Source organism: Halodesulfovibrio sp., assembly GCF_015482765.1.
Lineage (GTDB): Bacteria > Desulfobacterota > Desulfovibrionia > Desulfovibrionales > Desulfovibrionaceae > Halodesulfovibrio.
Map to the genome: position 1 here is coordinate 82,312 of NZ_JADMLB010000066.1, position 26,022 is coordinate 108,333.

A 26,022-nucleotide genomic window follows, 5' to 3' on the forward strand; every position below is an offset into this window, starting at 1 on the left:
GGAAGGGGTTTCGAAGAGCGTTTCATAAAGAAATTTATGATATTCGATACCTGCTAGTGGTGGTGGAGCAGTGATGCAAGCGGAAACGCATCGCGTATCTCGATTGATTGCTCAATCAATGAGAAAAAATGTAGTCCTTCATCTTAAAGCTGTCAATGTAAAAAAAATGAAGTTTCGAAAAAATAAGCCCTTATCAAAAATGATAAGGGCTTAAGACTATTTTTATGTTGAGATATTGTTACAAAAGATGGTTAAGCACTCAATTTTTCTGCAACAGCAGTTGCAACTCGTTCTCCGTCAATAGCAGCAGAAACAATGCCGCCGGCATACCCTGCACCTTCACCACAAGGATACAGTCCTTTTACAGAAGGATGTTCTAATGACTGACGATCACGAAGCACACGTACAGGTGAGCTTGTTCGTGATTCAACAGCCATCATTTTTGCTTCGTTTGAATCAAATCCTTTGTACTTTCGACCAAAGACGGGCAGTGCTTTGGCAAGTCGGTCAGCAACGGTATGTGGCAAAAGTTCGTTAAGTGGGGCTGTATAGAGTCCTGGAACGTATGATGATTCAGGCAAAGATTCAGACAGTTTTCCAGCGATAAAGTCGCCCACTCGTTGTGCTGGCGCCTTTTGTGAAGATCCATCTCCTGCTTCAAACATAGTTTTTTCAACAGATGCCTGAAAAGCGAGGGCTGACAGAGGATCAGAAGGATCACCACCAACGTCCTCAAGACGGATTTCAACTACAAGACCGGCATTGGCAAATGGGGCACTGCGGCTGGACATGCTCATGCCGTTGAGAACCAGTTCTCCCGGTGCAGTTGATGCAGGAACAACAAAGCCTCCGGGACACATGCAGAAAGAGAAGACACCGCGTTCTTCAACTTGTGTTGTAATGCGGTAACTTGCAGCTGGAAGGTTTTTATGTCTTGGAGATTGATGGTAGAAAATTTGGTCAATAAGAGGCTGTGGATGTTCAATACGAACTCCCAGCGCGAATGGTTTTGCTTCTACTGGAACGTTATTGCGAACCAGTGTGTGGAAAATATCTCTAGCAGAGTGGCCAGTAGCCAGAATAACGGCGTCTGCTGTTATTTGTTCTCCAGAACCAAGGACGACACCTTTCAGAGTATCGTTGTCTTTAATGAGGTCGGCGACATGGGCTCCGAAGTGAACTTCGCCACCTGCGGCAGTAATTGCCTCACGCATACTGCTTACAATTCTCGGCAGCATGTTTGAGCCAAGGTGTGGATGAGCGTCAATTCGAATATCAGGTTCTGCCCCGTTTTCAATGAACAGATCGAGAATTCGCTTAACGTTTCCACGTTTTGTGGCACGAGTATAGAGTTTACCGTCAGAATATGTTCCAGCGCCACCTTCACCAAAGCAGTAGTTCGAGTGTGGATCTACAAGTCCATCAGCTTGAATTTTCTTTAAATCGTACCGACGAGCCGTAACATCCTTGCCGCGTTCAAGGATGATAGGTTTAATTCCTTTTTCCAAGAGAGTCAGAGCAGCAAAGTATCCGGCAGGGCCAGCTCCTACGATAGCGACACGTTTTCCGGTGAGTTTAGCCGGACAAAAAATAGAATGGCTCGGTTTCTGAGGACGCTCGCCAAGTTGAACCTGACAGACAAATTGAGGACGGCGGGAGCGTGCGTCAATGGAACGACGAACTACGCTGGAGTGGATTTCTGGAGAGTCCGAAAAACCTGCTTTTCGTAACGCCGTTTTGCGTATGACTTTTTCATTGGTGATATCGCGCGGGTCAATTTTGACCTCGACAATTTTTGTTTCAGTAACTGATGCCATTGTATGCTCTTTCTATGAATAATAATGATGCGGCGTGCCGCTGCGAAAACGCTGTTTTCTATATAACCATATCTGCTGATTCGTCAAAAAGGAAACGTTCTGTTTGACTTGTTACTTGTAGTTTACTGTTAATAAAGGTTTTTTAGAGGTACTGTTTTTTCTGTGCAATCATGAATGTGCATACCTCTTCAAAAATGATGTGCATTTTCACAATGCTACACAAGTAACAGCTAATATTGCCTTATAAGAAAAACAGAGTTCTTGTATTGTTCATAAATTTCTTGCGGAGAAAATGTTTCTTTTACTGTTGGTGCTGGAGTGATGCCGACTTGAGCAAAAAGAAGGGCAAGGCAGTTGGTTTTTTTAATATAGCCGATGCCTTCAGTCTGTTTTGAAACTAATTTTGAACTGACAATTCCTATTGCTGAACCGTGGGAGTTGAATACAGGACCACCACTGTTTCCGCCATTAATCGCGGCATCAAGTTGATATTCTGTGATGTTGTTTCTAAATCCAAGTAAAGAACTGATGGACCCAGAAGTCATTTTTAAAGAGTTGCCCAACCTCTCGCCCTTTGGAAAGCCGAGAACGCTTACCTCTTCACCAACTTTGCTGTATTTACCCAGCATTACAGGAATAGGATGATATTTTTCGGGAAGCGGAGCAATTTTAAGGATTGCCAAATCATTTGTTTTATCAGTGAGAACTACGGTGGCGTCTTGTGTTGTGCCATCGGCCAGTACAACCTGAAGAGTTCGACGTTTTCCGACTACATGTTCGCATGTGACAAGGTAACCTTTCGAGTCTACAAGCCAGCATGTTCCTGTGGAACGAACAGATTTTTCACTGTGTTTGCTTACTTCAAAGTTACAAATGACTTTTGTAGGTATCTCATCTTGATCGATGTACTCTTGAACATGCTTAGCAAAGATTGAAGTAATGTAGGCAGGAACTAGGGTTTGGTTTATTCCATCGCCCTCGGTCAACACGTCAAAAACAAATCCGGAGACGTGTTCTTGTTTTTGGGATGAAATTTTTACTGGGGTGATAACTGACCGTGCTCCGCCAAGAGAGTTTGAGTAGGTTTTTGCAATAAGTTTATTGGAAATTGAAATGCGGACATTTCCGAATGTTTCTTGGGCAGCAGTAAAACCTATTGCCAGAGCTTCGTCTTTTTCAACATCCAAAACACGTATGCAGTCGCTACCTTCATACGTGTCGGTACCAGAGATATATTTATGACTCGAGCAGCCGTTAAGAGTGAGTAACAGTAAAATAGTCATTGAAAAAAAGAAGAACGAAAGTCGAGTCGGCATAGTGTGTCTCCGTTGATACTACTGAAACAATACGATGTGTAGAGAATCTGTCTCGTTTGCATCTCACCAAAATAATGGATAATTTCGTATAGTAAAATGTTGCGAAAGTCGAAAGAAAAGCTCCGCATACTATGCGGAGCTTTCTGTATCGAAGGTCGAACTATTTTACTCTATATATAATGTTACGAAAGATCGTGGCTCACTTCAACCAGCCCGATTCTGTAACGTTGTGCTTTTCGAACAATTGTAGATTGGCTTGTGCCCAGCAACTTAGCAGCCTTGTATGTGCTTTTTCCTTCAATCAAGGCTTGCTTGATGAGTTTGCGTTCAAGGTTTTCCACTTCATCTTTCATGTTAATGTGTGTGGCACTGGAAATTATAGCGCTTCCGTCTTCACTGCCGGAAAGGAAGTGAGGAGGAAGGTAGTCTGGAGTAATTAAATCCTGATCGCTCATAGCAACAAGGTAGTCAACTGCTGCTCGTAATTCACGAACGTTACCCGGCCAACTGTTTTGTGAAAGAATTGAGAGCAGGTCTGGCGAGAGTGTTTTTCGTAAGTTGTATTTCAGATTCGCTGTGGTGAGGAAGTGTTGAACAAGGAGTGGAATATCTTCAGCACGCTCGCGAAGTGGAGGAATAGAAACAATAAGAACTCGCAAACGATAGTAGAGGTCTTCACGGAATTTACCGGAAGCAAGAAGCTGGTCGAAAGATTTGTTTGTTGCGGCAATGATACGCACATTTGGTTTTAGCTGCGATGTCCCCCCGACTTTTCGGTATCCATCCCCATCAAGAACGTGCAGAAGTTTTACCTGCATGAGCAATGGAAGCTCGGCAACCTCATCTAGAAAGAGGGTTCCGCCATCAGCAAGCTCGAACATACCTGCTTTGCCTTTGTCTGATGCACCGGAAAATGCCCCCGGTTCATAACCGAATAATTCAGCTTCAAGAAGTTCGCTAGGAATCGCACCGCAGTTGATGGAGATAAACGGACCTTCACCTCGACCGCTCTGTTTATGAATGGTGCCGGCGGTGAGTGTTTTACCTGTACCGGTCTCACCTAACAGTAAAACAGGGGCATCCACTTGAGCAGCTCGTTGGATGTCCTGTGAAAGTTGCAGCATAGCAGGGCTGTTTCCAAGCACACCTTCTGCCTGTCCTTTTTCCAGTGTCTTTAATTTGTCTTTATATACCTGAGCTTCCAACTCATACTTACTAAGTTTTGTCTGTAATGTTTTCAATTCACTGATATCACGAATACACGCAATGGCTCGCCATGCTTCACCATTGGCATCAAAGATAGGTGTACTTGTGTTCAGACAACGTACGCCGTTGCTGTAGTCATCAAACATTGTTACAGAGTGTCCTGCTTCAAGAGCTCGCAGCGTTACACATGTTGTTGTGTAGCCCATTTCAACCGCTTCTGAAACGTGTTTCCCAATTACTCCCTCAGCTTTAATACCGGCAATACGCTCCATAGCCTTGTTAACACGCTGAGTTATGCCGTCTCCATCAATTACCCATATACCATCGTGCATGGATTCAAAAAGAACATCGAGTTCTTCTTTATGGAGTGCGGCGTTTTGAAAGCTTTCATCATTAATACTGTAGACCGTTACTGACCTGAACTCTGTAGCTTCGTTGATCCAGTGCCAGGTGACACAGTAACTAACACTTTGAATTTTCACAAAAACAGTAGCCCCTTCGGGCATGTTTTGAAGTTGTAAGGCATCAGCAGGAAGAGCATATTCCTGAATGTGATGCAAGAATGACTTAGGGCTGTCCGCTTGTGAAAAAATGGGGAAAAGTGTGCAGAGGTTGTTGGTATAGTCCTCTATAACCCACTCTTTTCCTTTACAAAGTACGGTTGAGAAAAAATTCTCATTTGCGGAATCTGATGTTATAGTTCGATTAGTTGGCATAGCTTCCTTCGCTTGATGATAATTCATTTCTGAATCGTTTTTTCAGAAAATCTACACTTCTCATTAAGTTTTTTTTAAAAGCAATGCAAGAATGACTTGCTCGTTAGTTTGGATTCATTGGGCGAACAATAAAAACCCTTATAAAGCATGAGGTTGCGTAAAATGTGATAATTGGCACAAGGCTTGCTGTTAGATTGGTGTTGCAAAGCAGTAGAATGAACTTCGTGGGACAGGTTACATACTACTCATTGGTTTGGCGTTTTTATTGACGCTAAAAAAACGAGATTACTGCGACTATTATGTCGCGAAAGGTTTTGGAGGGCATTTAGCTTTATGGCTGAGACACAGACTACGTTAAAAAAGACGATTAAGCCTAGTCAGGCTTGGGCGTTAGCGCTTGGCGCTATTTTGGGATGGGGCGCATTTGTATTGCCTGCACTGCGATTTCTGCCAACCGCGGGACCACTTGCTGCTTGCATAGGTTTCGCACTCGGTGGATGTATGCTTCTTTTTGTTGCCATGAGTTATGGTGACATGATTGGCAAATACCCAGTTGCTGGTGGCGAATTTGTATTTGCATATGTTGGATTCGGCCCGACAGCCGCATTTATCTGTGGTTGGGCATTAGCGCTCGGTTATATTTGTATTATTGCACTTAACGCGTCAGCGCTTGCGCTGCTCTTTAGATTCCTCTTACCAGGGGTATTTGAAGTAGGTTATCTGTACACAATCGTTGGTTGGAAAGTGTACGCCGGTGAATTGGCAATGCTTATTGCTATTCTCGTTGGCTGTGGCTGGATCAACTACCGTGGTGCGGATCTTGTTGGTAAAATTCAGGTTTTCCTCGCGATTGCACTTGTAGGCGGTGTGTTTGCACTGTTCGCAGGTACAACAATGTACGAGACTTCCTCACTTTCCAACTTGTTCCCGCTGTATGCAGAACACCGCAGTCCTTTGGCATCTATCATGGCTATCGTAGCAATTGCCCCTTGGCTCTACGTTGGTTTTGATACCATTCCACAGGCTGCTGAAGAATTTGATTTTCCGCATGAGATGGCAACAAAGCTTATGATTACCGCGATTATGTGTGGTGTTGTTCTCTACGCAATGGTTACTCTCGCAGTCGCCGGTCTCATGCCTTATAAAGAACTTTTGGCAATGGATGTACCTTGGGCTACTGGCCACGTTGCTCACCTGTCATTGGGCAGAGCAGGTAGTGTGATTCTCGCAATCGCAGTGTCAGCAGCTATCTTCACAGGAATTAACGGTTTCTTCATCGCATCTTCCCGTCTGCTTTTCAGCATCGGTCGCGCAAGAATCCTTCCTTCCTGGTTCGGTGATATTCATCCAAAATACGGTACCCCGCACAAGTCAATTGTGTTTGTAACCCTGCTTACCATTATCGCACCGTTCTTCGGTCGTGAGGTACTGAACTGGGTAGTAGATATGTCTGCTGTTGGTACTGTTATTGGTTACCTCTTTACTTGCATGGCTGCATACAAAGTTGCTGTAGCGTTCCGCAGTGAAGAGAAAACCTCTAAAAAGATTATATTTGCGGCGATCGGCTCAGTGAGCTCCGTAATTTGTATCCTTCTTCTTACCGTTCCTGGTTCCCCTGGTTCCATCGGTACAGAATCTTGGATCGCTTTAGTTCTCTGGACTTTGCTCGGCGCGTTTTTCTACAAATTGAAAATGGGTGAATTCAAAGGCCTTGATCTTAAGACTCAGCGTTCACTGATGATGGGCGGCATTGACCTCCCAGTCTTCTTCAAAAAATAGAAGAAGCTTAATTTTAAGGTACTAAACAAATAAAAAGGATAGAAAGTGATGCATCACACATTCCATTCAGTAAGCAAAACTGTACACGGCGTAGGTTCTATTGCACAGGCTGGCGAAGAAGTTAAAAACCTCGGTGGCGAGCGTGCAATTATCGTAACTGACCCGGGTCTTGCTTCTCTCGGCTTGCACAAGCCAGTAGAAGAGGCTCTTAAGTCTGCAAACGTTGAGTTCGTTCTCTACGCAAAAGCAGAGCTCGAGCCAAATGCTGACTCTATCCAGGATTGCGCCAACGCAGCAACCGAATTCAAAGCTGACGTAATCATCGGCTTCGGTGGCGGTAGTGCACTCGATACTGCAAAAGCAGCTTCTGTTCTTGCAGCACATGAAGGTCCTATCTCCAAGTACTTCGGCGTAAACGTTGTTCCTGGTCCATGTATGCCAATGATCGCAGTTCCAACAACTGCGGGTACTGGTTCTGAAATGACTTCCATTTCTGTACTGACCAACAACGAAACTGGTGCGAAAATGGGTGTTGTAAGTGATTACCTGTACGCTGATGCTGTAATCCTCGATCCAGCAATCACTACCGGTCTTCCAGCTCACGTTACCGCAATGACTGGTGTAGACGCATTTGTTCACGCTATGGAATCTTTCGTAGGTCTGCGTGCTACTCCATTTACCGATGCTCAGAACCTTGCAGCAATGAAACTTATCGCTGCAAACATTCGTAAAGCATACACAAACGGTTCTAACCTCGAAGCACGTGAAGCAATGCTTTACGGTTCCGCTCTCGCAGGTCTCGGCTTCGGTAACACTCAGAACGGTGTTATCCACGCAGTAGGTACTTCTGTTCCTGCAAAATACAAACTCCCTCACGGCCTCCTGATGGCATGTTTCGCTCCTGTAGGTATTAGCTTTAACTACATGGCTAACCCAGAGAAATATGCAATCGTAGCAGACATCCTGAACGGCGAAGACACTTGTGGTCCTGTTCTGGAACGTGCTGAAGGTTGTGCAGATGCATTCATCGCAATGCTCGAAGACCTCGACATTAAAGTTGGTCTCGCTCCTTACGGTGTGCAGGAATCTGATCTCGAAGGCATCGCAACTCGTGCAATGGCAGCGAAACGTCTCATGGACAACAACCCGCGTCAGTGTACTGAGAAGCAGCTTCTCGACCACTTGCAGAAAACATTTTAGCGCATAGGGGTCCCCTTAGCAGCGCCGGAGCCGTTATCACCGTCGCGACTAAGGGGTTCCCCCTCCTAAAGTGTCTTGATATTTTGTTTAATTATCTTTGATATAGTAGAAGGGTAAAAAAATGAGCAATGTAGATTTAAAAAAAGTAGTACAGCAAGATAAAGAAAACTGTTGGCACCACCTTACACAGCATAAAGCATACGATGGTGATGCAAACCCAATGGTTGTTGTAGAAGGTAACGGCATGCGCATCAAAGACGCAAACGGCAAAGAATTCCTCGATGCTGTTTCCGGTGGCGTATGGACAGTTAACGTTGGCTACGGCCGTGAAGAAATCGCTAAAGCTGTATACGACCAGCTCGTAAAGCTTTGTTACTTCGCAGGTTCTGCTGGTAGCATTCCTGGTGCACAGTTTGCAGAAGCTCTTCTCGACAAAATGCCTGGCATGGGTCGAGTTTACTACTCTAACTCCGGTTCTGAAGCTAACGAAAAAGCATACAAAATCGTTCGTCAGCTTGCTCACCTCAAAGGTGACGGTTCCAAACACAAAATTATCTTCCGTGACCGCGATTACCACGGTACTACCATTGGTGCACTTTCCTCCACTGGTCAGTTCGAGCGTAAAAACCAGTACGGTCCTTTCGCTCCAGGTTTCGTAGAGCTCTCTCACTGCAACTGTTACCGTTGTCCTTTCGGTAAAGAATACGGCAGCTGTGACATTGAATGTGCTCACGCTCTCGAAACTCTCATTCAGAACGAAGGTCCTGAAAACGTTGGCGGCGTAATTCTCGAGCCAATCACTGCTGGTGGCGGCGTAATCGTACCTGTTCCTGAGTACTTCCCAATCATTCGCGAAATCTGTGACCGTCACGACGTTCTTCTTCACATCGACGAAGTTGTTTGTGGTCTCGGCCGTACAGGTAAATGGTTCGGTTACCAGCACTTTGACTTCACCCCAGACATGGTAACCATGGCTAAAGGTGTTGCATCTGGTTACGCAGGTATTTCCTGTACCGTAACTACTGAAAAAGTTTTCGACCAGTTTAAAGCTGATCCTTCCGATCGCATGCACTACTTCCGCGATATCTCCACTTTCGGTGGTTGTACCGCAGGTCCAGCTGCTGCTCTTGCTAACATGGACATCATCGTTCGCGAAAACCTTCTCGAAAACGTTGTTACCATGGGCGACTACTTCCAGGATCGTCTCTTTGAACTGAAAGACAAGTACTCCATCATCGGCGACGTTCGTGGTAAAGGTCTCTTCCAGGGTCTCGAACTCGTTAAAGACCGTGCTACTAAAGAGCCTGTTGATGAATCTGTTGCAGCTGGTGTTGCTGGTGGTTGTGCTAAAGAAGGCGTTATCATCGGTCGTACTAACCGCTCCTTCAAAGAGTTCAACAACACTCTTTGCTTCAGCCCTGCACTGATCGCTGGTAAATCTGAAATTGATGAAATCATTGATGCACTCGACAAGTCTTTTGCATCTGTTTCTGCATAGTAAAATAATTCGATATTCTTAGGAGATAAGACAATGATCGTAGGCGTACTTAAAGAGATTAAAGTTAAAGAAAACCGCGTTTGTATGACCCCTGCTGGCGTTACCACCATGGTAGCACACGGTCATGAAATCCTCGTTGAGAAAAACGCTGGTGTTGGTTCCGGTTTTTCTGATGAAGAATACGTAGCTGCTGGTGCAACTATCATCGATACTCCACAGGAAATCTGCGACAAAGCAGAAATGGTAATGCACGTTAAAGAACCTCAGCCTTCTGAATACGGCATGCTCCGTAAAGGCCAGATCCTCTTTACTTACCTCCACCTTGCTGCTGACGAGCCACAGACCAAAGGTCTTATCGAGTCTGGCGCAACTTGTATCGCATACGAAACCGTTCAGAAAGCTGACCGTTCCCTTCCACTTCTTACTCCTATGTCTGAAGTTGCTGGCCGTATGTCTATCCAGCAGGGCGCAAAAGCTCTCGAATCCACCAACGGTGGCCTCGGTAAACTCCTCGGTGGCGTACCTGGTGTAGCACCAGCTAAAGTTATGGTTATCGGTGGCGGTGTTGTAGGTGTTCAGGCTGCTAAAATGGCTTGTGGCCTCGGCGCACAGGTTTACCTCATGGACATCAACCTTGATCGTCTCCGTTACCTCGAAGACGTAATGCCTGCTAACTGCACCACTCTCATGTCTTCTAAAGGCGCAATCCAGGCTCTTCTCCCAGAAATGGACCTCGTTGTAGGCGCAGTTCTCATTCCTGGTGCAAAAGCTCCTGCTGTTGTAACTCGTGAAGATCTCAAACTCATGAAAAAAGGCGCAGCTCTCGTTGACGTTGCTATCGACCAGGGTGGTTGCTTCGAAACTTCTAAAGCTACTACTCACGAAAACCCAACTTACGAAGTAGACGGCGTTGTTCACTACTGCGTAGCTAACATCCCTGGTGCAGTTCCAGCAACTTCCACCATGGCTCTTACTAACGCAACTCTTCCTTACGCTCTCGAGCTTGCTAACAAAGGTTGGAAAAAAGCTTGTCAGGAAAACGAAGAACTCAAACTCGGTCTCAACGTACACGAAGGTAAACTTACCTACAAAGCTGTTTGCGACGCATTCGGCCTTGAGTACACTCCAGTTGAAGACGTATTATAAGTTTGATTGCCAACCAGCTTTCGGCTCAGCATAACTCTTTAATCCGAAAGTTGTGGTAATTAGCCTTATAAGCGCGCGAAAGCGCGTCTGAGTAGCTCACGCTATTTGGGTATATAAGCAGCAGCATGTTTATTCATGCTGCTGCTTTTTTTTGTACTACGATAATAGTATTACTGTTAGTTTGTAGGATTTTGCTATGCCGTACTGCTATAGATGGTGCTATGCCTTGAAAATGGCTTTAATGACTTCTTTAAGTGCTATTTTAAGTCATTATAAAAGTCTTATTCATGTATAATAAGATTTTATGTAGTAAACTTCACTTATGTATTGTCTTTTGACATGTTCGATATATACATAAATGTGCTTTTTAATGTTTTAAAAAGTGGAAAGCACGTTAGATATATTAAAGATGCAATTGTTTTGCTAACAGTGTAGTATCGTTGAAATGAAAAATGGCAAATGAATGTTGCTAGTAAATAAATTTTACCGCGACATGTTTACATGGTTTGCGGTGTTCATACCCGTTGTGAGGCAATGGTTTGATAACGGGTGTGACCATAAAAGGATGCGAAAGGGTATGTAGGGTACCCTTAACCACTCTGGGTAGGGTTGGTAGATACAGTGTGGGCTGTGTCTAAATTCGCTGATGCGTCCGTAAAATTTGGATCGCATATCCTTGAAGAAGGGAGTGGAAGGGCGTTTCCACTCCCTTCATTTGTTGTTAGGTAGGGAATCGCTCTTTGGGAATGTTTGTGCTGATGGGCTGTAACAACTCTTGTGATTCCATAAAAAAATCCCTGCATATTTTCTATGCAGGGATGCAATTCATGGAGCTCTTGAGCAGGATTGAACTGCTGACCTCATCCTTACCAAGGATGCGCTCTGCCGACTGAGCTACAAGAGCCTGAAGTACCTAAGTACAGGGGCGTTTCTACGTATTATTAAGAGAAAAATCTAGTCGTTTTTTAACGAATAAACATTTTTTTACGGCTTGCTGTTTGTTCGTTTCATTCACTATGGCTCATAGCATTTGCTGTTTTGTTCTTCTTCATTGGAAAGTTCCTGTCTACTTGCTTCCCAGCCAATTAGGGCTTTCTTTCGAGAAGAGCCCCACCGATATTTTTGTAATACTCCTGTACTGGTAATCGCTCGGTGACATGGGATAATATATCCGATGTGATTTTTTCCCACTGCACTTCCTACAGCTCGCGCAGCGTTCGTGGCTCCAATCGCTGAAGCAATATCTTTGTACGTTACAAGATGTCCTTGAGGGATAGTTAAAAGAGCACGCCATACGTTAATTTGAAAATTCGTTCCTTTCATGAGGATAGAGATATTTTGAGAAACGTTTGGACTGGGATAAAAAATGGCTTCAATTAATGGAAGAATTTTAGATGGAGCATGTATAAATGTTGCTCCCTTCCAGACAGTGAATAATTCAGCAAGAAGAACGTCCTTACTCTCTCCCACAAACCCAAGATAGCATATTCCGCGTGTAGTTTGCGCTAAGAGGCTTTTTCCAAAAGGAGTGGGCGCAAAGGCGTACTCAATTGTAACATCTTTTCCATGCAGCTTAAATTCACCCGGTGTCATTGCTTCAAAGTTAATAAACAAATCATGCAATCTCCCGGATCCGGAAAGCCCTGCTGAAAGTGCGGTTTCAAGTAGTGGTCTACTCTCTGCCAATTTTTCTTTCGTATGTTCAACGGTTAAAAAATGAAGAAAACGTACGGGGCTTATACCGACCCATTCTTTGAATATGCGCGAAAAATGATGCTTACTTAAATGAACATGTGCAGCAATCTCTTCAAGAGAAGGCTGCTTATTTACTTGCTGTTCAATAAAGCGAATGGCTGCTTCAACTCGCTTGTAATGTTCTAGGTCTTTTCTACATTTTGTCATGCTGATCCTTTGTGGTCTACTCAGCATTATATTGAGTGTTTTTTGTTTAGCTACCCGAATATTGCTCTTTATGCATGAGCTTGGGACAATATCTTTTTGGTGTAAGTCGTGAATATGCTTACTCTGCATTTATTTTGTACTTTTTTACATCATAGTACAGGAGTACACTTCTTGAAAATGGGTGAGTTAGTCCTCTTATAATTTACAGTAAGATATATTGAATTAACGTAATTGACCGAAGAGATACTTGCGTAGGGACATCGTTTTTGTGTGTCCTCTTCCGCTACGCAACGATTAAATTTGACGCATGGCACCGATTAACCGTTGGGGATATCGAGTTAAAGGTATGCCATTATGGCGGCTGTGCGTTGGAATTGTAAGGAGTGGAATATGGGAAAGTGTTCCCTGAAGATGCAAGTTATCCTGATTGTTGCTAGTGCGCTGTTATCACTTGGGGCGGGGTATGCGTTCATGTATGCCGGTTCAACCGTCACAGGTGTTTCCATGGAGACTGTACGAACCGGACTATTGGTTTCAGCAGGATTATTCACATTACTGGTGTTGCCGCTGGTATTTATTATGCTGAGTACGTTTCGAACAGGAAGCAGCATTTTACGCGAAAAATGTAAGCTCGTTTGTAACGGGGACTACACAGTTCGTTTTCCCTGCTCTAGTGCTTCAGATTTGGCCGCTGTAGAGCAAAGTGTGGAAGATATGTTCTCGTGTGTGAAGCAGAAGCTCGGCTTCGCTCAAGGGGTGCTTACAGGCATAGATACGCCTTTTGTAGTTGTTGATACCAATGAGGTGTTAACTTACACAAACGATACTCTTCTTACTATCCTTGAACAGGATGGAAAGCCGGAAGACTACTTCGGGCAGAATGTTGCGTACTTTTTTTACGGAGATGCCTCGCGCCGTACTGTTTTGGCAGATAGTTTGGAAAAACACACCGTGACCAAGCGGGAAGTTATTTTGACAGGGCGTAAAGGCGGACAGCGTAAAATCTTCATTAATGCTTCACCGTTGTTTGATTTGAATGGTGAGTTAATGGGAGCGCTCTGTATTTATCAGGATTTAACAGCTCTGCGTCAGCGTGAAGAAGAAATTGTAAGTAAGAATGAGCAAATCGCTTCTGCAGTTCGCGATTCTGAAGGTGTTTCGCATGATGTTGCTCGTGTTGCTCAGGATATTGCAGCAAAGATGGAAGAAACTAGCCTTGCTGTTGCTCGTCAGACAGAGAGGGCAATGGAAACAGCTTCTGCAATGGAACAGATGAACGCAGCTGTTTCTGAGGTGGCACAAAGTGCTTCGAATGCAGCTGAGCAGGCAACTTCTGCTCGGGATAAAGCTGAGCAAGGCTCACAGGTCGTCAGTGAAGCGATTGAAGCCATTGATGATGTGGCGCGCTTGTCCCGACAACTGCATGATGACATGGCTTCCCTTGGGCAACAGGCAGAAGGTATTGGCACCGTTATGAATGTCATTACAGATATTGCAGATCAAACAAACCTATTGGCTTTGAATGCCGCAATTGAAGCTGCAAGAGCAGGCGATGCCGGCCGCGGTTTTGCCGTCGTAGCGGACGAAGTTCGAAAGCTGGCAGAAAAAACTATGCAAGCCACAAAAGAGGTGGGCGATGCCATTACCGCTATTCAGGCGGGCGCACAACGTAACCTTGAAAGTGTGGAAGCTGCAACAACGGCAGTCGCTCGTTCTAGAGAGCTTTCAGGAGCCTCCGGTGAAGTGTTAAGCAGAATTGTAGAGCTTGTGATTGATTCCACCGATCAAGTACAGGCAATTGCGACCGCTGCTGACGAGCAGGCTGCAACAAGCGATCATATCAATCAATCTGTTGATGAGGTTCGATCAATCTCTGAACAGTCTTCAGGTGAAATAGTTATGGCCTCGGAAGGTGTCCGCGAGTTGTCTGATATGGCAGGACGATTACAGGTGATTATTAAATCAATAGGTACGTAACAGGCGTTTTTAGTGTGTTTGTATTGTGAATAAAAAAGCAGAGAAATGGTTACTCATTTCTCTGCTTTTTTATGTTGTTATTTATGCTGTGGTAAGTGGATCTTTAATATCTGAATATTGTTCACGAATATTGCGAATATCCTGTTCATGACTAAGGAAAATATCAACTAGCTGAGGATCAAACGCTTTTGCCCGTTCAGATTTAATATATGAAAAGACTCTGTGTTGAGGCCATGCCTCTTTATAACAACGTTTTGAACATAGTGCGTCGTACACATCAGCGAGCATGGTTATTCGAGCAAATATACTTATATCATTCTCTTTAAGCCCATTGGGGTATCCTTTACCGTCCCAGCGTTCGTGATGCTGATAGGCAATTTCGCACGCTACATTGAGCAATTCTTTGCTTGATCCATCTAAGATATCTCTTCCAATGGATGTATGTGTTTTAATAATCTCAAATTCTTCAACGGTAAGCTTGCCGGGTTTGTGAAGGATTGCTTCAGGGATGCCTATTTTCCCGACATCATGCATAGGTGATGCTGTTTCAAGAAGGTCGAGATCTTTTTCCTTCATTCCGATATGTTCTCCCAGAAATCGTGAAATTTTAGCTACGCGTTGAACATGGCCGCCAGTTTCTTGGGATCTGGCTTCGATGACTTCTCCGAGAGTTGAAACGATAACTTTTTGTGTCTCAATAAGTTCTTTGTCCAAAACAATTATCCGTTCCTTATTTTGGCGTAGAATAATTTCTTTTTGCAGGTTGTTGTAGGTGAGAAAAAGAATGAGCGAGAGAATCGTTATGATAACAATAGAGGGAACAATCACTTTGTAATGCTGAATAAAGAATGATTCGGGCCTGTTAATGAAAGAAGCTTCTTTAGGGAGAGTATCCGGATCAATGTCATAGGAAACAAGACGCGGATAATCGTAAACACTTTTATGAATGTTTGCATCAACTTGGAGAGGGATAACAGGTTGCCCCTCCAGCAAGCGAATCAGCGAAAATGCAGCTTGTCTCCCCAGATTGTACGCAGAGAGAACTCTTCCGCCAACAACACCTGTTTCAAGCTGAAAAGACCATGAAACAAGAATTGGAACTGTGGAAACTTCGGCCAGTTCCTTTTCGATATCGCCTTGAGTGTAAAAGGTGTTGTCCGAGGTTTTAAAATGGGGCAGCAGATAGATCATTTCGTTTTTTCGTCGAGTACTGACAAAAAATTTCATCTCTTCAAGCGTAAGGGCGGGTGTAAAGTTGAGGGTGACCGACGGTGGAATTACGTCGGCGATTTTTTTAATTTCCTGCATCAGAGAGTTACATGCCGGACTATTGTCACCAATGATATGAAGTGTTCGCAAGTTAGGTCGCATCTGTATTGCCTGCGATATCGTACCTAAATGATCTGCTCTCTCAGCGATAATTGAACGGATATTCGAATGAGGTGAAGGTTTTTTGGCGTTGTTAACGCTGCTTGCAACAACAGGAACGTCAGGAAATATATCCGCCCCGTAGGTCTCCATGAAACGTAATGCATTGTAGTCCGTGGTGATTATTCCGTCTGGGGGTTCGTATGCGTACTTATTGGCATACATGAGCGCTAATGAGCTCAGATAGCTTTTGTCGGAAAAATTTTTACTGTCCATGTACTCAAATCGTAGTTGTACAGAGGGAGCTTGAGCTGCAAATGTTTCAGTAATTGCTCTGTTCGTATTTGCTGTCCATTTATCAGTAGAAGAGTAGGAATGTATGATTAGTACTGTTTTGTAGGCACATTGGCATTCAGCTAGGCTGATAGCCGGCGATAAGAATATACAAAAGATAATTAGTACGAAAAATACACGTTGTAAGAATAAATAACGTGAACTTTTAGTCTGTGTGCTGTTGTCTTCTTTCAGCGATGATTGAATACTAAAGTTACACATACTTCAGTATTTCATGATGAAGAAATTCTAGTAATTATTTGATGCCGTAACAGTATGTTACAGTGTTATTTTTTGCCATAAGATATAACGAGTCAGGGTGTGCCCATCAAAATAAAATTGCGCATCCATTAAATGGATACGCAATGAAAATTTATGAACTATTTATTATTACGCGATAACCTGCAGTCGAAAACAATATTTTGTATAACAGTGAAGTAAATGTTCAGTAGGTCGCGCTGAATTTTTGTTATAGAAATCGAGTCTGTATGTTTTACAAAAAGTTATGCGTTCGGGCACGCAATTTTTTCTTCAGAGCTATTATCGATAACTGTGCAGTTCCGTCCATTCTTCTTGCAATGGTAAAGCTGTTTGTCTGCCCGTGACAGGACAGAAATACTGTATTCGTTATGTTGAGATATTGCTCCGCCAAACGAAGCTGTAACGCTGATTTTAGCGCTTTTATGGATAATGCAGGAGTCCTGAACTAAGCGTCGTAGGCGTTCAGCCATACTCGCAAGATTTTCAAGTGTTGTGTTTGGAACAAACACAACAAATTCTTCACCGCCCCATCGACAGATAACATCAAGAAAACGTAGAGATTTCATCAAGGTCTGTGCCACCATGCGTATGACTTGATCCCCTATGTAATGCCCAAAGGTATCGTTTACTGTTTTGAAGTCGTCAATATCAATAAACAGAACGCCGAATGGAGCAAGGTTTTGTTCCATAGCGTGATCTAGGTTTCGCATAGTGATTTCGGCATACCGTCGGTTGCCGATCCCTGTAAGTTCATCTGTAAGAACTTCTTTACGCAGAAGTTCCATCTCTCGTCTGATGTTTATTGATTCGCTGTTTTCCGCGAAGACTTCCACCGCCCCCACGATGTTGCCGTTAGAATCGAGCATAGGCGACGCCTGCACCGTTACTGGTACTTTATGCCCAAGTTTATGGCGCATAAATACATTTCTGTGGCGTTCTTCGCCATCCCCCAGTGTTGCTGTCAGCGGGCAACGTTTCCCGCATAGTGAGGAGCCGTTTTCATCTTCGTGGCGCAGCAGGTTTTCAGAACACAGCTTGCCGATCATTTCCGTTGCTGTGTAGCCGCTGAGCCGTTCCGCAGCTTTATTCCAGTATGTAATTCGACGGTCACAATCTACAAAGTAAATCCCGTCTGTAACTGAATTAAGCAGGGTTTGGTAAAACATTTGATCCATGAGTAACTCCCCCGAAAGAGTTCAGCAGATGTAGCATGTTCCCCCCGAAATATGGAATATGTTACAGATGCTGCGAAGCGCAAAGCTTGAAATCAAGAGTGTTTGTGAGAAGAGGCGTAGTCATTATCAACAAACATTGTGAGACAGAAAGCTGGTGTGCTTTGCGTGCACAAAAGAAATATATATATACATACATTCTTTATGTCGTAAAAACAACTGGTTGAGACCGTTTTGGGAAAGGCTTTTAGTAAAATGAATGAGGATACGATTGTTTGTCTGGTTATATTCCGTAATGATAGATTGTAGTGACAAGTAAAGGCACTATGAAAAGATACTGTTATCGCAGTATGTTTGCACTGAGATGGGATGCCAAAATTCATAAGCTGTACGTGTTATAGGCCTTTTTTTTCGTGAAAAAGATTAGCAGGCTTTAGCAATAAGTAATCACTAGACGCATGGAATAACACTCCAGAATGATTATTAGTCTCGTTGTATTGGCAGTGCAGAAGAACAGTTGTCTGTATTAACCTCAAAGGATAGCTCACAGGAGCGAGTGTTGTTACACGGAATAGCCTGGTAACAGATCAAGAACAGACAGTGTAATATTCTTTGAATGTTAAGTTTTTGTAAGTTGTTGTGAAAAAACAAGTAAAGTCCGAAGATCGTGCATTAGTGCTAAGAGTTTGATACGGCAAGATAAACATCTATCAGGACGTACGCTTATGGATTCACTTCTAATACTCATTTTCGGCTTGTCATTCAGTTTTAGTTTTGTCTTTGCCCTTGGAGGGATCGGATCAGCAGCAGCGATTATTCCGGTGCTTACGTGGGTGGGAGTGCCCTTTAATATTGCTCGGCCAACAGGGCTTTTTATTAATACGTTAAGTATGGGCGGCGCTACATACTCTAATATTAGAGGAGGAAGGCTTGATTTTAGGTTGGGACTTCCGGTCATCATTACTTCTCTGGTCACCGCACCCATCGGAGCATGGAGTGGACATTTTTTCCCGATACAGTACCTCCTTATTGCCTTAGTTCTTTTTCTTTTGTTTGCCTCAGGCATGATGCTTTTTTTTAAAGGCTCAAAGGGAGACATAGTTTACAGAGAAGATCATCCATTTGCAGGTCCGGCTTTGGTCGGTGTTCTTGCTGGCTTTTGTTCCGGTTTGCTTGGAGTAGGCGGCGGTGGGCTGATTTCTCCGTTGCTAATTATGCAGGGGTTTAATCCTAAGAAAATTGCTGCAATAACGGCTTTTGCAGTTCCGTTTTCCTCAGTGGCGGGGTTTATTACGTATGCGCTTATGGGATCTGTAGCTTGGGATATCTGGATTGTCGCAGGCATAGCAGCATGTATAGGCGGCTATTTTGGAACAAGCGTAATGCATAGGCGGATGCAACCCTCATCCGTGAAGAAGTTTTTGGGGGGGATTTTATTTCTGGTCGCGATGCGTATATTGCTCGATATGATTTTCGATTAGAAAAAAAGGCAGTCAGATTTCTCTGACTGCCTTTTTTTGGGGATATCCTAAGGGGGAAAAAGTGTGTGCCTCTCTTGGTGAGAGAGAGGCACACGTGAAGAGCGTTCTTATTCTAAAATTTTTTTAGAAGGTACCTGCATGGATGGTGGTGCATAAAAGCAGCCTGCGGAATAGCTACTTCGGTACCCAGAACAAATTGATTGCTCAATCAATATGTGTCTTTTTTAAATATTCACGCTCTCTGTGTCAACGCAAAAAATGATAAGAGAGAAGTCATCGTAATTTATTTTGAGAGGATTTTTTAAGAAAATATTAATAATACAATGTGTTATTTCGATGATGTTGTTTTGAGAAACACAAATCTTTTTTGTACAAAATTTCTCAAGGTGAAATTGGTTGGTCCAGCTTGGGAAACGGTTTCAAAAAAATATTGCACGAAAATCTGTATGAAATAAAAAAGTCAGTCAGAAAAATTTACAAAATGAATTGATGTATTTTTTTTTGTGAACACTATTCAAAAAAAAGCAAAAAGGACCCATTAAAAATGCTAATTCACTTATTTTTAATGGGTTAGTTGTATTTTGGGCTTCAAGTAGAGGTATAAGCAGTGATTTCAGGTGCGAGAGTGTAACTAAGAAGTTTTGCAAAGCGCACTCTAAAAATATCGGAGTCTGCTTTGTGATATGCGGAAAGCACATTTAAAAAGGCGGGTTTCGCTTTCGTAACGTGGAGTAGTAAAGGACTTTGCTAAAACTATACATCGTGGTAGTTCTTCAGGTTGATTGCTCAACCAGTTTGAGCATCGACTCTGTGGGCCCTTATGCAAGACGTTGCCGTTTTTTGCATAACAAGGGTGGTGGACTGTCATACTGCCTGAGCTCTGGTACAGCCGGGCAGTATGACAGAGAGTTAGACACATGTAGGTAGCGTTCCGTTGGCCTGGTCTCTACCTACACATACCTGAACTAGGACCTGTGATGGAATACTTGTCTTTTCTATTGGCATTACTGCCAATTGCGTGGCTTATCTTTTCGCTTGTTGTTCTCAAGCTCCCAGCACATAAAACTTGTACAGCAACATTAGTTGCAACTGTTGCGATTGCGGTATTAGGTGAATGGCAGATGCCTGCACTCAACGCTGCTGCCGCTGCGGCAGAAGGTGGCGCATTGGCACTTTGGCCAATTATGATTGTAATTATTGCTGCTGTATTCACATACAACCTGTCTACTCAGACAGGCAGCATGAATGTCATTACAAAAATGCTTTCCAGCATTACTACCGACCGTCGTCTGCTGGTACTCATCGTAGCATGGGGCTTTGGCGGCTTCCTTGAAGGTGTAGCCGGCTACGGCACTGCTGTAGCAATTCCTGCAAGTATTCTTGCTGCAATGGGCTTTGCTCCAATGCATGCAGCTGTAATCTGTCTTGTAGCGAACACAGTTCCGACCGCTTTCGGCGCAATCGGTATCCCGATTACTACAATGGCAAGCGTTACCGGTATCCCAGTAGAAGTAGTAAGTTACCTTACTGCGTTCCAGCTTTCATTGTTTATTGTTCTTATTACCTTCTTGGTCGTTGGCCTTGTTGACGGTTTCAAGGGCCTTAAAGGTGTTATGGGCGCATGTCTTGTGTCCGGCTTCAGTTTTGCTCTTCCGCAGCTGTATGTAGCTAAATTTATGGGTGCAGAACTTCCATGTCTTGTTGGCAGTATCTGTAGTATGGCGGCAACCATTGCGTACACCCGTATGGCACATCGCAGCACCGCAGCCGAAGCGGAAGACGCTCTTACTTCAAAGGACAAGTTCCTTGCGTGGGTTCCTTATATTCTTATCCTCACGCTTATTGTTCTTTGCAGCAATTTGTTCCCGGCGATTAAAGCTGCAGTCGGTTCCCTTAAATCTGTAATTACTATCTATGGTGATAAGCCGTTTACAGTAAAATGGGTTGCTACACCGGGTGTTCTCATCATCATTGCTACCTACCTTGGCGGCATGATTCAGGGAGTTTCAATCGCGGAAATCACAAAAGTTCTGGCCAATACTGCAAAGCAGCTCACCAAGTCTGCAATTACAGTAGTGGCCATTGTCGCGCTTGCGAAGGTAATGTCTTACAGTGGTATGATTAATACCATTGCAATGGTTATTGCCGAACTTACCGGCTCCTTCTACCCATTCATCTCTCCAATGGTGGGTGCGCTTGGTACCTTTGTTACAGGCTCCGATACATCTTCAAATGTGCTCTTCGGGCAGTTGCAGATGCAGGTTGCAGCAAAGATCGGCGTCGATCAGGCCTGGCTGGTTTCAGCTTCCGCAGCTGGTGCCACAGCAGGTAAAATGATCTCACCGCAGTCTATTGCTATCGCAACAGCAGCAACCGGTATTACCGGCAGTGAAGGTCGTATTATGAATAAGACCATCGTAGTTTGCTGCGGCTACGTGCTTGTTCTAGGTACTCTTGTGTACGGTCTTATCCCGTACTTGCACGCAATCTACTAGACTATTCGCAATGCGAGGGAGGTGCACCAGCACCTCCTGCGCATTGAATAAATCCAGTCCATTCCGCATACAGCAATGCTTTGCTGCCTTTCGTTAAGGCTACGATGCCTGTTCTACAAAACCAAACTTTTGAAGCTGGTCACACAGCACCTGCCGTGCAAGATACAAAACACCGAGCATGAGCAATCCGGAAACAAAAACGTTTTCGCGGAAAACAAAAGAAACAACAAAACATACAGCTGTTACTGCAAGCTGAATCTGAGTAAATTTTTCCGGAACCTGATTATGTGAAACAAGCAGCCATTGCGGCTTAGTTCCATATAAAAAGAGAGAGACCAGAAAAACTACACCAAGAATTCCAGCAGCTTTTAAATCCGCAAGCAAAACCGGAAAACCGACGGTGCCTCCGCCCAGCAAGGCAGCACTCAATAAAATATACATGTTGATCCCAATGATAACAGGATCTGGAATAGCGTGTTTTTTTATGAAAATAGCAAAGGTGACCAAGGCAACTGCCGCTGCCACGTAAAATGGCATCATCCAGCTGTCCGGCTGCGAAACATCTACATATCGAAATGAAAATGCAAAGACCTGAAGCGGTAGTAACTCGAGCAGAATTCGTAACCAGCGGTTCATAGCGGTTCCCCTTGGTACTGTGTGGCGAACAGTCTTTTTTCAGTGCTACAAAAGCACTGTAGCGCAGGACGAAGCAGCCACGTTTTGTACATTGCTGGTTACTAGTATTGCAGATTATTTTTTATGTTTTCAAGTTCTATTTCTTAGTTGTGCTTTCAAACAGTTTAGTATGAACAGTTTTTACAAAGCGCATCTATTTTAAAATGTTAAATAAAATAACAACTCTAATTTTCTTTGAGTAATGAAAGAAAATTTTAAAAAGTTTTTCTTTGAACAGGCGTGAGTATTCACTCTGCTGGACTGATTTGGTTCGTCCGGCAGAGTTTTTTATTGCCCGATACAGCAGATAAGTGTGGATGGTACTTGTATAACACACTGTAAGGCTCTGCCAGGCAGAGCCTTTACTGTATGAAGGAGGTAGTTGGCAGAACCCGAGTGGTGGAGAGGCAGGTCTGCCGCATTAAGTAGACGCTAGCTTACTTAATGTACTGAGCAATCTGTAAAACGTTTGCACCTACGGCGTGAGCTTTGATGGAAAAAGCAGTAAGAAGAATTGCCACAGTGAGCAGTGTTGCATGTTTTGCAGAGCCAGAATTGATTTTTGAGTCGTCAACATTGAAAAACAGATTCATGGTATTCCCTTTTGTTCCGCAAAAGAGGTTTACGTAAATTGTTTTGATTGAGCAACCAAACAATAGCAAAACTGGCTAGCATGTAAAGCAGTAAATTCCGGTTTTCATTATTTTCTGATGACTGCTTCGACCTCTGTCGATGTGCTGGGCTTGTGGTGTCTTTTTTTCATTCTTGTTTTTTGACAAAGGAGAGTTTTGCCGTAAAAAATAGCTAACTCTTTATAGATCACTATTTTTAAGGGCTGAAGAATGCCACCTTGCTCTTTAAAGTGAGAACCAGTTCATTATAAATGAAAGTGTCAAACTTTCTCCTATTATTAATTGATTAATTACAGTTGGTTGAAGAAAAAATATGAGTTAACTGTTTGATTAAACGGTAGATAAAAAGCCTTGACTTTCTAACAAAATAATTCCACTAATTCATTTCTGAATTGTTAGTGAGTCAAAATTACATGGGTCGCACAATGCTTTCTGGAATGCCTTTAAATTAAGCTTTTTTGTTCTAAGAGTAAGGTTTTCGAGTAACACGCACTTCCCCCTGCAATGTGGTTTAGTGAGTGTTTTTAGGGCAAAATCAGTAGTATTGGTTATCCTAAGTCTAAAACGACTCAAAAGCGTCTAAAAGTAATGCAGTTTTGAATTGCAGTTGAGCGTGGAATCAGGGTTTAAAAAATAAAGTCTATCAAAACAGGCTGTTGCGAGATGTGTGTTTTTTGGCATGCGAGATGCATGAGGGTGAGTGCTCCTAAAGAGTGCCAAAACCTTAGGCACGGGTGCTGTTCGATCTTGATGATAGAATAAACACCGGTGCATGAGTAATCTCATCGTTGCTATTGGGTGGTATGTAACCTGTCCCCAAGTTTGTGTTCTCTGCCTGTAACGACGCTATGGTAAAAAGGTAAACTGGAAGTGGCTTCGGCCATTTTCTTAATTTAGGAGAAGGCTTACTATGAGTGGTATTTCAACGAATTCTGACGAATCTTCATCGTTAAAGAAATCTATTAAACCATCTCAAGCATGGGCTCTAGCATTAGGGGCTATTCTTGGATGGGGTGCATTTGTTCTGCCTGCATTGCGCTTTTTGCCTTCAGCAGGGCCATTGGCAGCTTGCATCGGATTCTTGCTTGGTGGAGGTATGTTATTCTTTGTAGCCATTAGTTACGGAAACATGGTGAGCAAGTATCCTGTAGCAGGAGGCGCATTTACTTTTGCCTATATCGGTTTCGGGCCGACCGCAGCATTTATCTGTGGCTGGGCGCTCGTTCTCGGATACATCTGTATTATCGCACTTAACGCAACTGCCCTCGCGTTATTATCGCGATTTTTATTACCGGGTGTGTTTGAGGTTGGGTACCTGTATACTATTGTAGGTTGGAAAGTTTACGCTGGTGAATTGGCAATGCTTATTGCTATTCTCGTAGGTTGTGGATTTTTGAACTACTGTGGTGCCGATCTCGTAGGCAAGATACAAGTCTTCTTAGCATTTGCTTTGGTTTCTGGAGTATTTGCCCTCTTCGCAGGTTCCTGCCTGACGGAGGGAGCATCTGTTTCAAACCTTTACCCGCTTTACGCGGAAAATAAAGGCCCGATTGCCAGCGTTATGGCAATTATGGCTATTGCTCCATGGCTGTATGTAGGCTTTGATACTATTCCTCAAGCGGCAGAAGAATTTGACTTCCCGCATAAGGATGCACAACGCCTGATGCTTTCAGCTATTTCATGGGGCGTGTTGCTTTATGCACTTGTTACTATCGCTGTAGCAGTTGTTATGCCGTATCAAGACCTGCTTCAGATGGATGTGCCATGGGCAACCGGTACTGTTGCAAAAATGAGTCTTGGTAATGCAGGTAGTGTGATTCTGGCTATTGCTGTATCCGCTGCTATCTTTACCGGTATTAACGGCTTTTTCATTGCATCTTCCCGTCTGCTCTTCAGTATGGGACGTGCAAAAGTGCTTCCAGCATGGTTTGCAAAGGTTCATCCTAAGCATCAGACCCCGCACAATGCTATTTTATTCGTGCTTGTAATCGCAGTTTCTGCGCCATTCTTCGGTCGTGAAGTACTCAACTGGGTTGTAGATATGTCTGCAATCGGTACAGTAGTGGCGTACCTCTACTCCTGTCTTGCAGCCTACAAATATATGGCTGCCCACCCACTTGAAGAAGGTTCAAAAAGAGGCAAACTTTATGCAGCTCTTGGTTCTTTAAGTTCCGTTATCTGCCTTTGTCTTTTAACAATTCCGGGTTCCCCTGGTGCAATTGGCACCGAATCATGGATGGCTCTGTTAGTATGGTGCGTCCTTGGCGCTATCTTCTACAAAACAAAAATTGGTGAATTTACATCAATGAGCCGTAAAGAGCAGACAGAATTAATTCTTGGCTGTTCCTCACGTCCGGTATTTTTCAAATAGTACACTGATACTTGTTTAGCTCCATGTGCAAGGAGCTCCCTACAACAAGCTCTTTGGTTTTATTCAGCAGCATGGTAGCAATATCATGCTGCTGTTTTTTTATATGTCCTCTAAGTTTTTTCCTGCGCTATTGCTTGAAGTCATAACCAAGGGTTCAAGCCTTCTTTCCTTTCTATATGCTAAAATGGCATTTCATCATTCCAAATATCTTCTGTGTAGTGTGTTTCGGACAAACAGCGGACTCATTATTTGTTAGAAAAATGTCTGTATAGTGTTGCCGCGAGTGCATGTAACTGGCATTATGAAACCGTTTCACGCACAGTAACGCAAAAAAAATATAAAAATAATTCAAAATAATGTAAAACTAGGTGGTTACATAGTTTTCAGTCTTGTTTTTTGCAAAACGTGCGTCAAATGTAAAACCGTTTACATTAATGACGTGTATTTGTATTAACAGTAGTAAAAACAATATGTTGGTTTGGTGTGCCGTGAGGGTGCTGCCAAACCGGTTGCAAGACCGTTTACATTATTTTGTGTTGTAATAAGTTTCAAAAATGCTCTATAAAATTCACTAGAACTATTCATTTCAAGCGACCTACGTCATGTTTTAGCAGAAGTTCATTTGAGTTTGTGCAGCGAGCAATTCTAAAGATGAAGAAGCTACGTATGGCATAGGT

Annotated in this window: 16 protein-coding genes and 1 tRNA gene; 8 read left to right on the forward strand and 9 right to left on the reverse strand. The window is 43.5% G+C overall.

Annotated elements, in window-relative coordinates; all coding sequences use genetic code 11:
- Nucleotides 1-251: 251 nt before the first annotated feature.
- The 3 genes from QZY95_RS12200 to QZY95_RS12210 form a co-directional block, all read right to left on the reverse strand.
- A complete protein-coding gene (locus QZY95_RS12200) occupies nucleotides 252-1,817 on the reverse strand; it encodes an FAD-dependent oxidoreductase (protein ID WP_290923883.1) in 1,566 nt (521 codons plus the stop codon).
- 230 nt (nucleotides 1,818-2,047) lie between these two features.
- A complete protein-coding gene (locus QZY95_RS12205; protein WP_290923885.1) occupies nucleotides 2,048-3,133 on the reverse strand; it encodes a serine protease in 1,086 nt (361 codons plus the stop codon).
- Nucleotides 3,134-3,315: 182 nt separating this feature from the next.
- Nucleotides 3,316-5,055, reverse strand: coding sequence for a sigma 54-interacting transcriptional regulator (locus QZY95_RS12210; protein ID WP_290923887.1), 1,740 nt, complete (start codon nucleotides 5,053-5,055; stop codon nucleotides 3,316-3,318).
- Nucleotides 5,056-5,388: 333 nt separating this feature from the next.
- Between QZY95_RS12210 and QZY95_RS12215 the strand changes: the two genes are divergently transcribed.
- The 4 genes from QZY95_RS12215 to ald all read left to right on the forward strand — a co-directional run bounded on the left by QZY95_RS12215 (nucleotide 5,389) and on the right by ald (nucleotide 10,678).
- A complete protein-coding gene (locus QZY95_RS12215; protein ID WP_290923889.1) occupies nucleotides 5,389-6,834 on the forward strand; it encodes an APC family permease in 1,446 nt (481 codons plus the stop codon).
- Nucleotides 6,835-6,882: 48 nt separating this feature from the next.
- Complete coding sequence (locus tag QZY95_RS12220) at nucleotides 6,883-8,034, forward strand: iron-containing alcohol dehydrogenase (protein ID WP_290923891.1); 1,152 nt, start codon at nucleotides 6,883-6,885, stop codon at nucleotides 8,032-8,034.
- Between the two features lie 121 nt (nucleotides 8,035-8,155).
- Nucleotides 8,156-9,532 carry an aminotransferase class III-fold pyridoxal phosphate-dependent enzyme gene (locus QZY95_RS12225; protein WP_290923893.1) on the forward strand — a complete coding sequence of 459 codons (1,377 nt, stop codon included), beginning with the start codon at nucleotides 8,156-8,158 and terminating at the stop codon, nucleotides 9,530-9,532.
- Between the two features lie 33 nt (nucleotides 9,533-9,565).
- Nucleotides 9,566-10,678, forward strand: a complete 1,113-nt coding sequence (gene ald / locus QZY95_RS12230) for an alanine dehydrogenase (protein ID WP_290923895.1) — start codon at nucleotides 9,566-9,568, stop codon at nucleotides 10,676-10,678.
- 828 nt (nucleotides 10,679-11,506) lie between these two features.
- Here ald and QZY95_RS12235 read toward each other — a convergent pair.
- Both QZY95_RS12235 and QZY95_RS12240 read right to left on the reverse strand, forming a co-directional pair.
- A tRNA-Thr gene (locus QZY95_RS12235) sits at nucleotides 11,507-11,582 on the reverse strand.
- A 110-nt stretch (nucleotides 11,583-11,692) separates the two neighbouring features.
- Entirely contained in the window at nucleotides 11,693-12,709 is a 1,017-nt protein-coding gene (locus tag QZY95_RS12240) for a methylated-DNA--[protein]-cysteine S-methyltransferase (RefSeq protein WP_290923897.1), read from the reverse strand.
- A gap of 261 nt (nucleotides 12,710-12,970) precedes the next feature.
- On the opposite strand from QZY95_RS12240, the gene QZY95_RS12245 reads away from it, so the two are divergent.
- Entirely contained in the window at nucleotides 12,971-14,557 is a 1,587-nt protein-coding gene (locus QZY95_RS12245) for a methyl-accepting chemotaxis protein (RefSeq protein WP_290923899.1), read from the forward strand.
- An 81-nt stretch (nucleotides 14,558-14,638) separates the two neighbouring features.
- Here QZY95_RS12245 and QZY95_RS12250 read toward each other — a convergent pair whose 3' ends face one another.
- Together QZY95_RS12250 and QZY95_RS12255 are read right to left on the reverse strand one after the other, a co-directional pair.
- On the reverse strand, nucleotides 14,639-16,201 hold the full coding sequence (locus QZY95_RS12250; protein WP_290923900.1) for an HD domain-containing phosphohydrolase: 1,563 nt from the start codon (nucleotides 16,199-16,201) through the stop codon (nucleotides 14,639-14,641).
- 560 nt (nucleotides 16,202-16,761) lie between these two features.
- On the reverse strand, nucleotides 16,762-17,694 hold the full coding sequence (locus QZY95_RS12255; RefSeq protein WP_290923902.1) for a diguanylate cyclase: 933 nt from the start codon (nucleotides 17,692-17,694) through the stop codon (nucleotides 16,762-16,764).
- Between the two features lie 722 nt (nucleotides 17,695-18,416).
- On the opposite strand from QZY95_RS12255, the gene QZY95_RS12260 reads away from it, so the two are divergent.
- Entirely contained in the window at nucleotides 18,417-19,172 is a 756-nt protein-coding gene (locus tag QZY95_RS12260; RefSeq protein WP_290923905.1) for a sulfite exporter TauE/SafE family protein, read from the forward strand.
- A gap of 977 nt (nucleotides 19,173-20,149) precedes the next feature.
- Nucleotides 20,150-21,667 carry a lactate permease LctP family transporter gene (locus QZY95_RS12265; RefSeq protein WP_290923907.1) on the forward strand — a complete coding sequence of 506 codons (1,518 nt, stop codon included), beginning with the start codon at nucleotides 20,150-20,152 and terminating at the stop codon, nucleotides 21,665-21,667.
- 99 nt (nucleotides 21,668-21,766) lie between these two features.
- Here QZY95_RS12265 and QZY95_RS12270 read toward each other — a convergent pair whose 3' ends face one another.
- Together QZY95_RS12270 and QZY95_RS12275 are read right to left on the reverse strand one after the other, a co-directional pair.
- Nucleotides 21,767-22,303, reverse strand: a complete 537-nt coding sequence (locus tag QZY95_RS12270) for a hypothetical protein (protein ID WP_290923909.1) — start codon at nucleotides 22,301-22,303, stop codon at nucleotides 21,767-21,769.
- Nucleotides 22,304-22,779: 476 nt separating this feature from the next.
- Nucleotides 22,780-22,935, reverse strand: coding sequence for a hypothetical protein (locus QZY95_RS12275; RefSeq protein ID WP_290923911.1), 156 nt, complete (start codon nucleotides 22,933-22,935; stop codon nucleotides 22,780-22,782).
- Between the two features lie 949 nt (nucleotides 22,936-23,884).
- Between QZY95_RS12275 and QZY95_RS12280 the strand changes: the two genes are divergently transcribed.
- Nucleotides 23,885-25,345: an APC family permease gene (locus tag QZY95_RS12280; RefSeq protein ID WP_290923913.1), complete on the forward strand. Its 1,461-nt coding sequence runs from the start codon at nucleotides 23,885-23,887 to the stop codon at nucleotides 25,343-25,345.
- The last annotated feature ends 677 nt before the right edge of the window (nucleotides 25,346-26,022 follow it).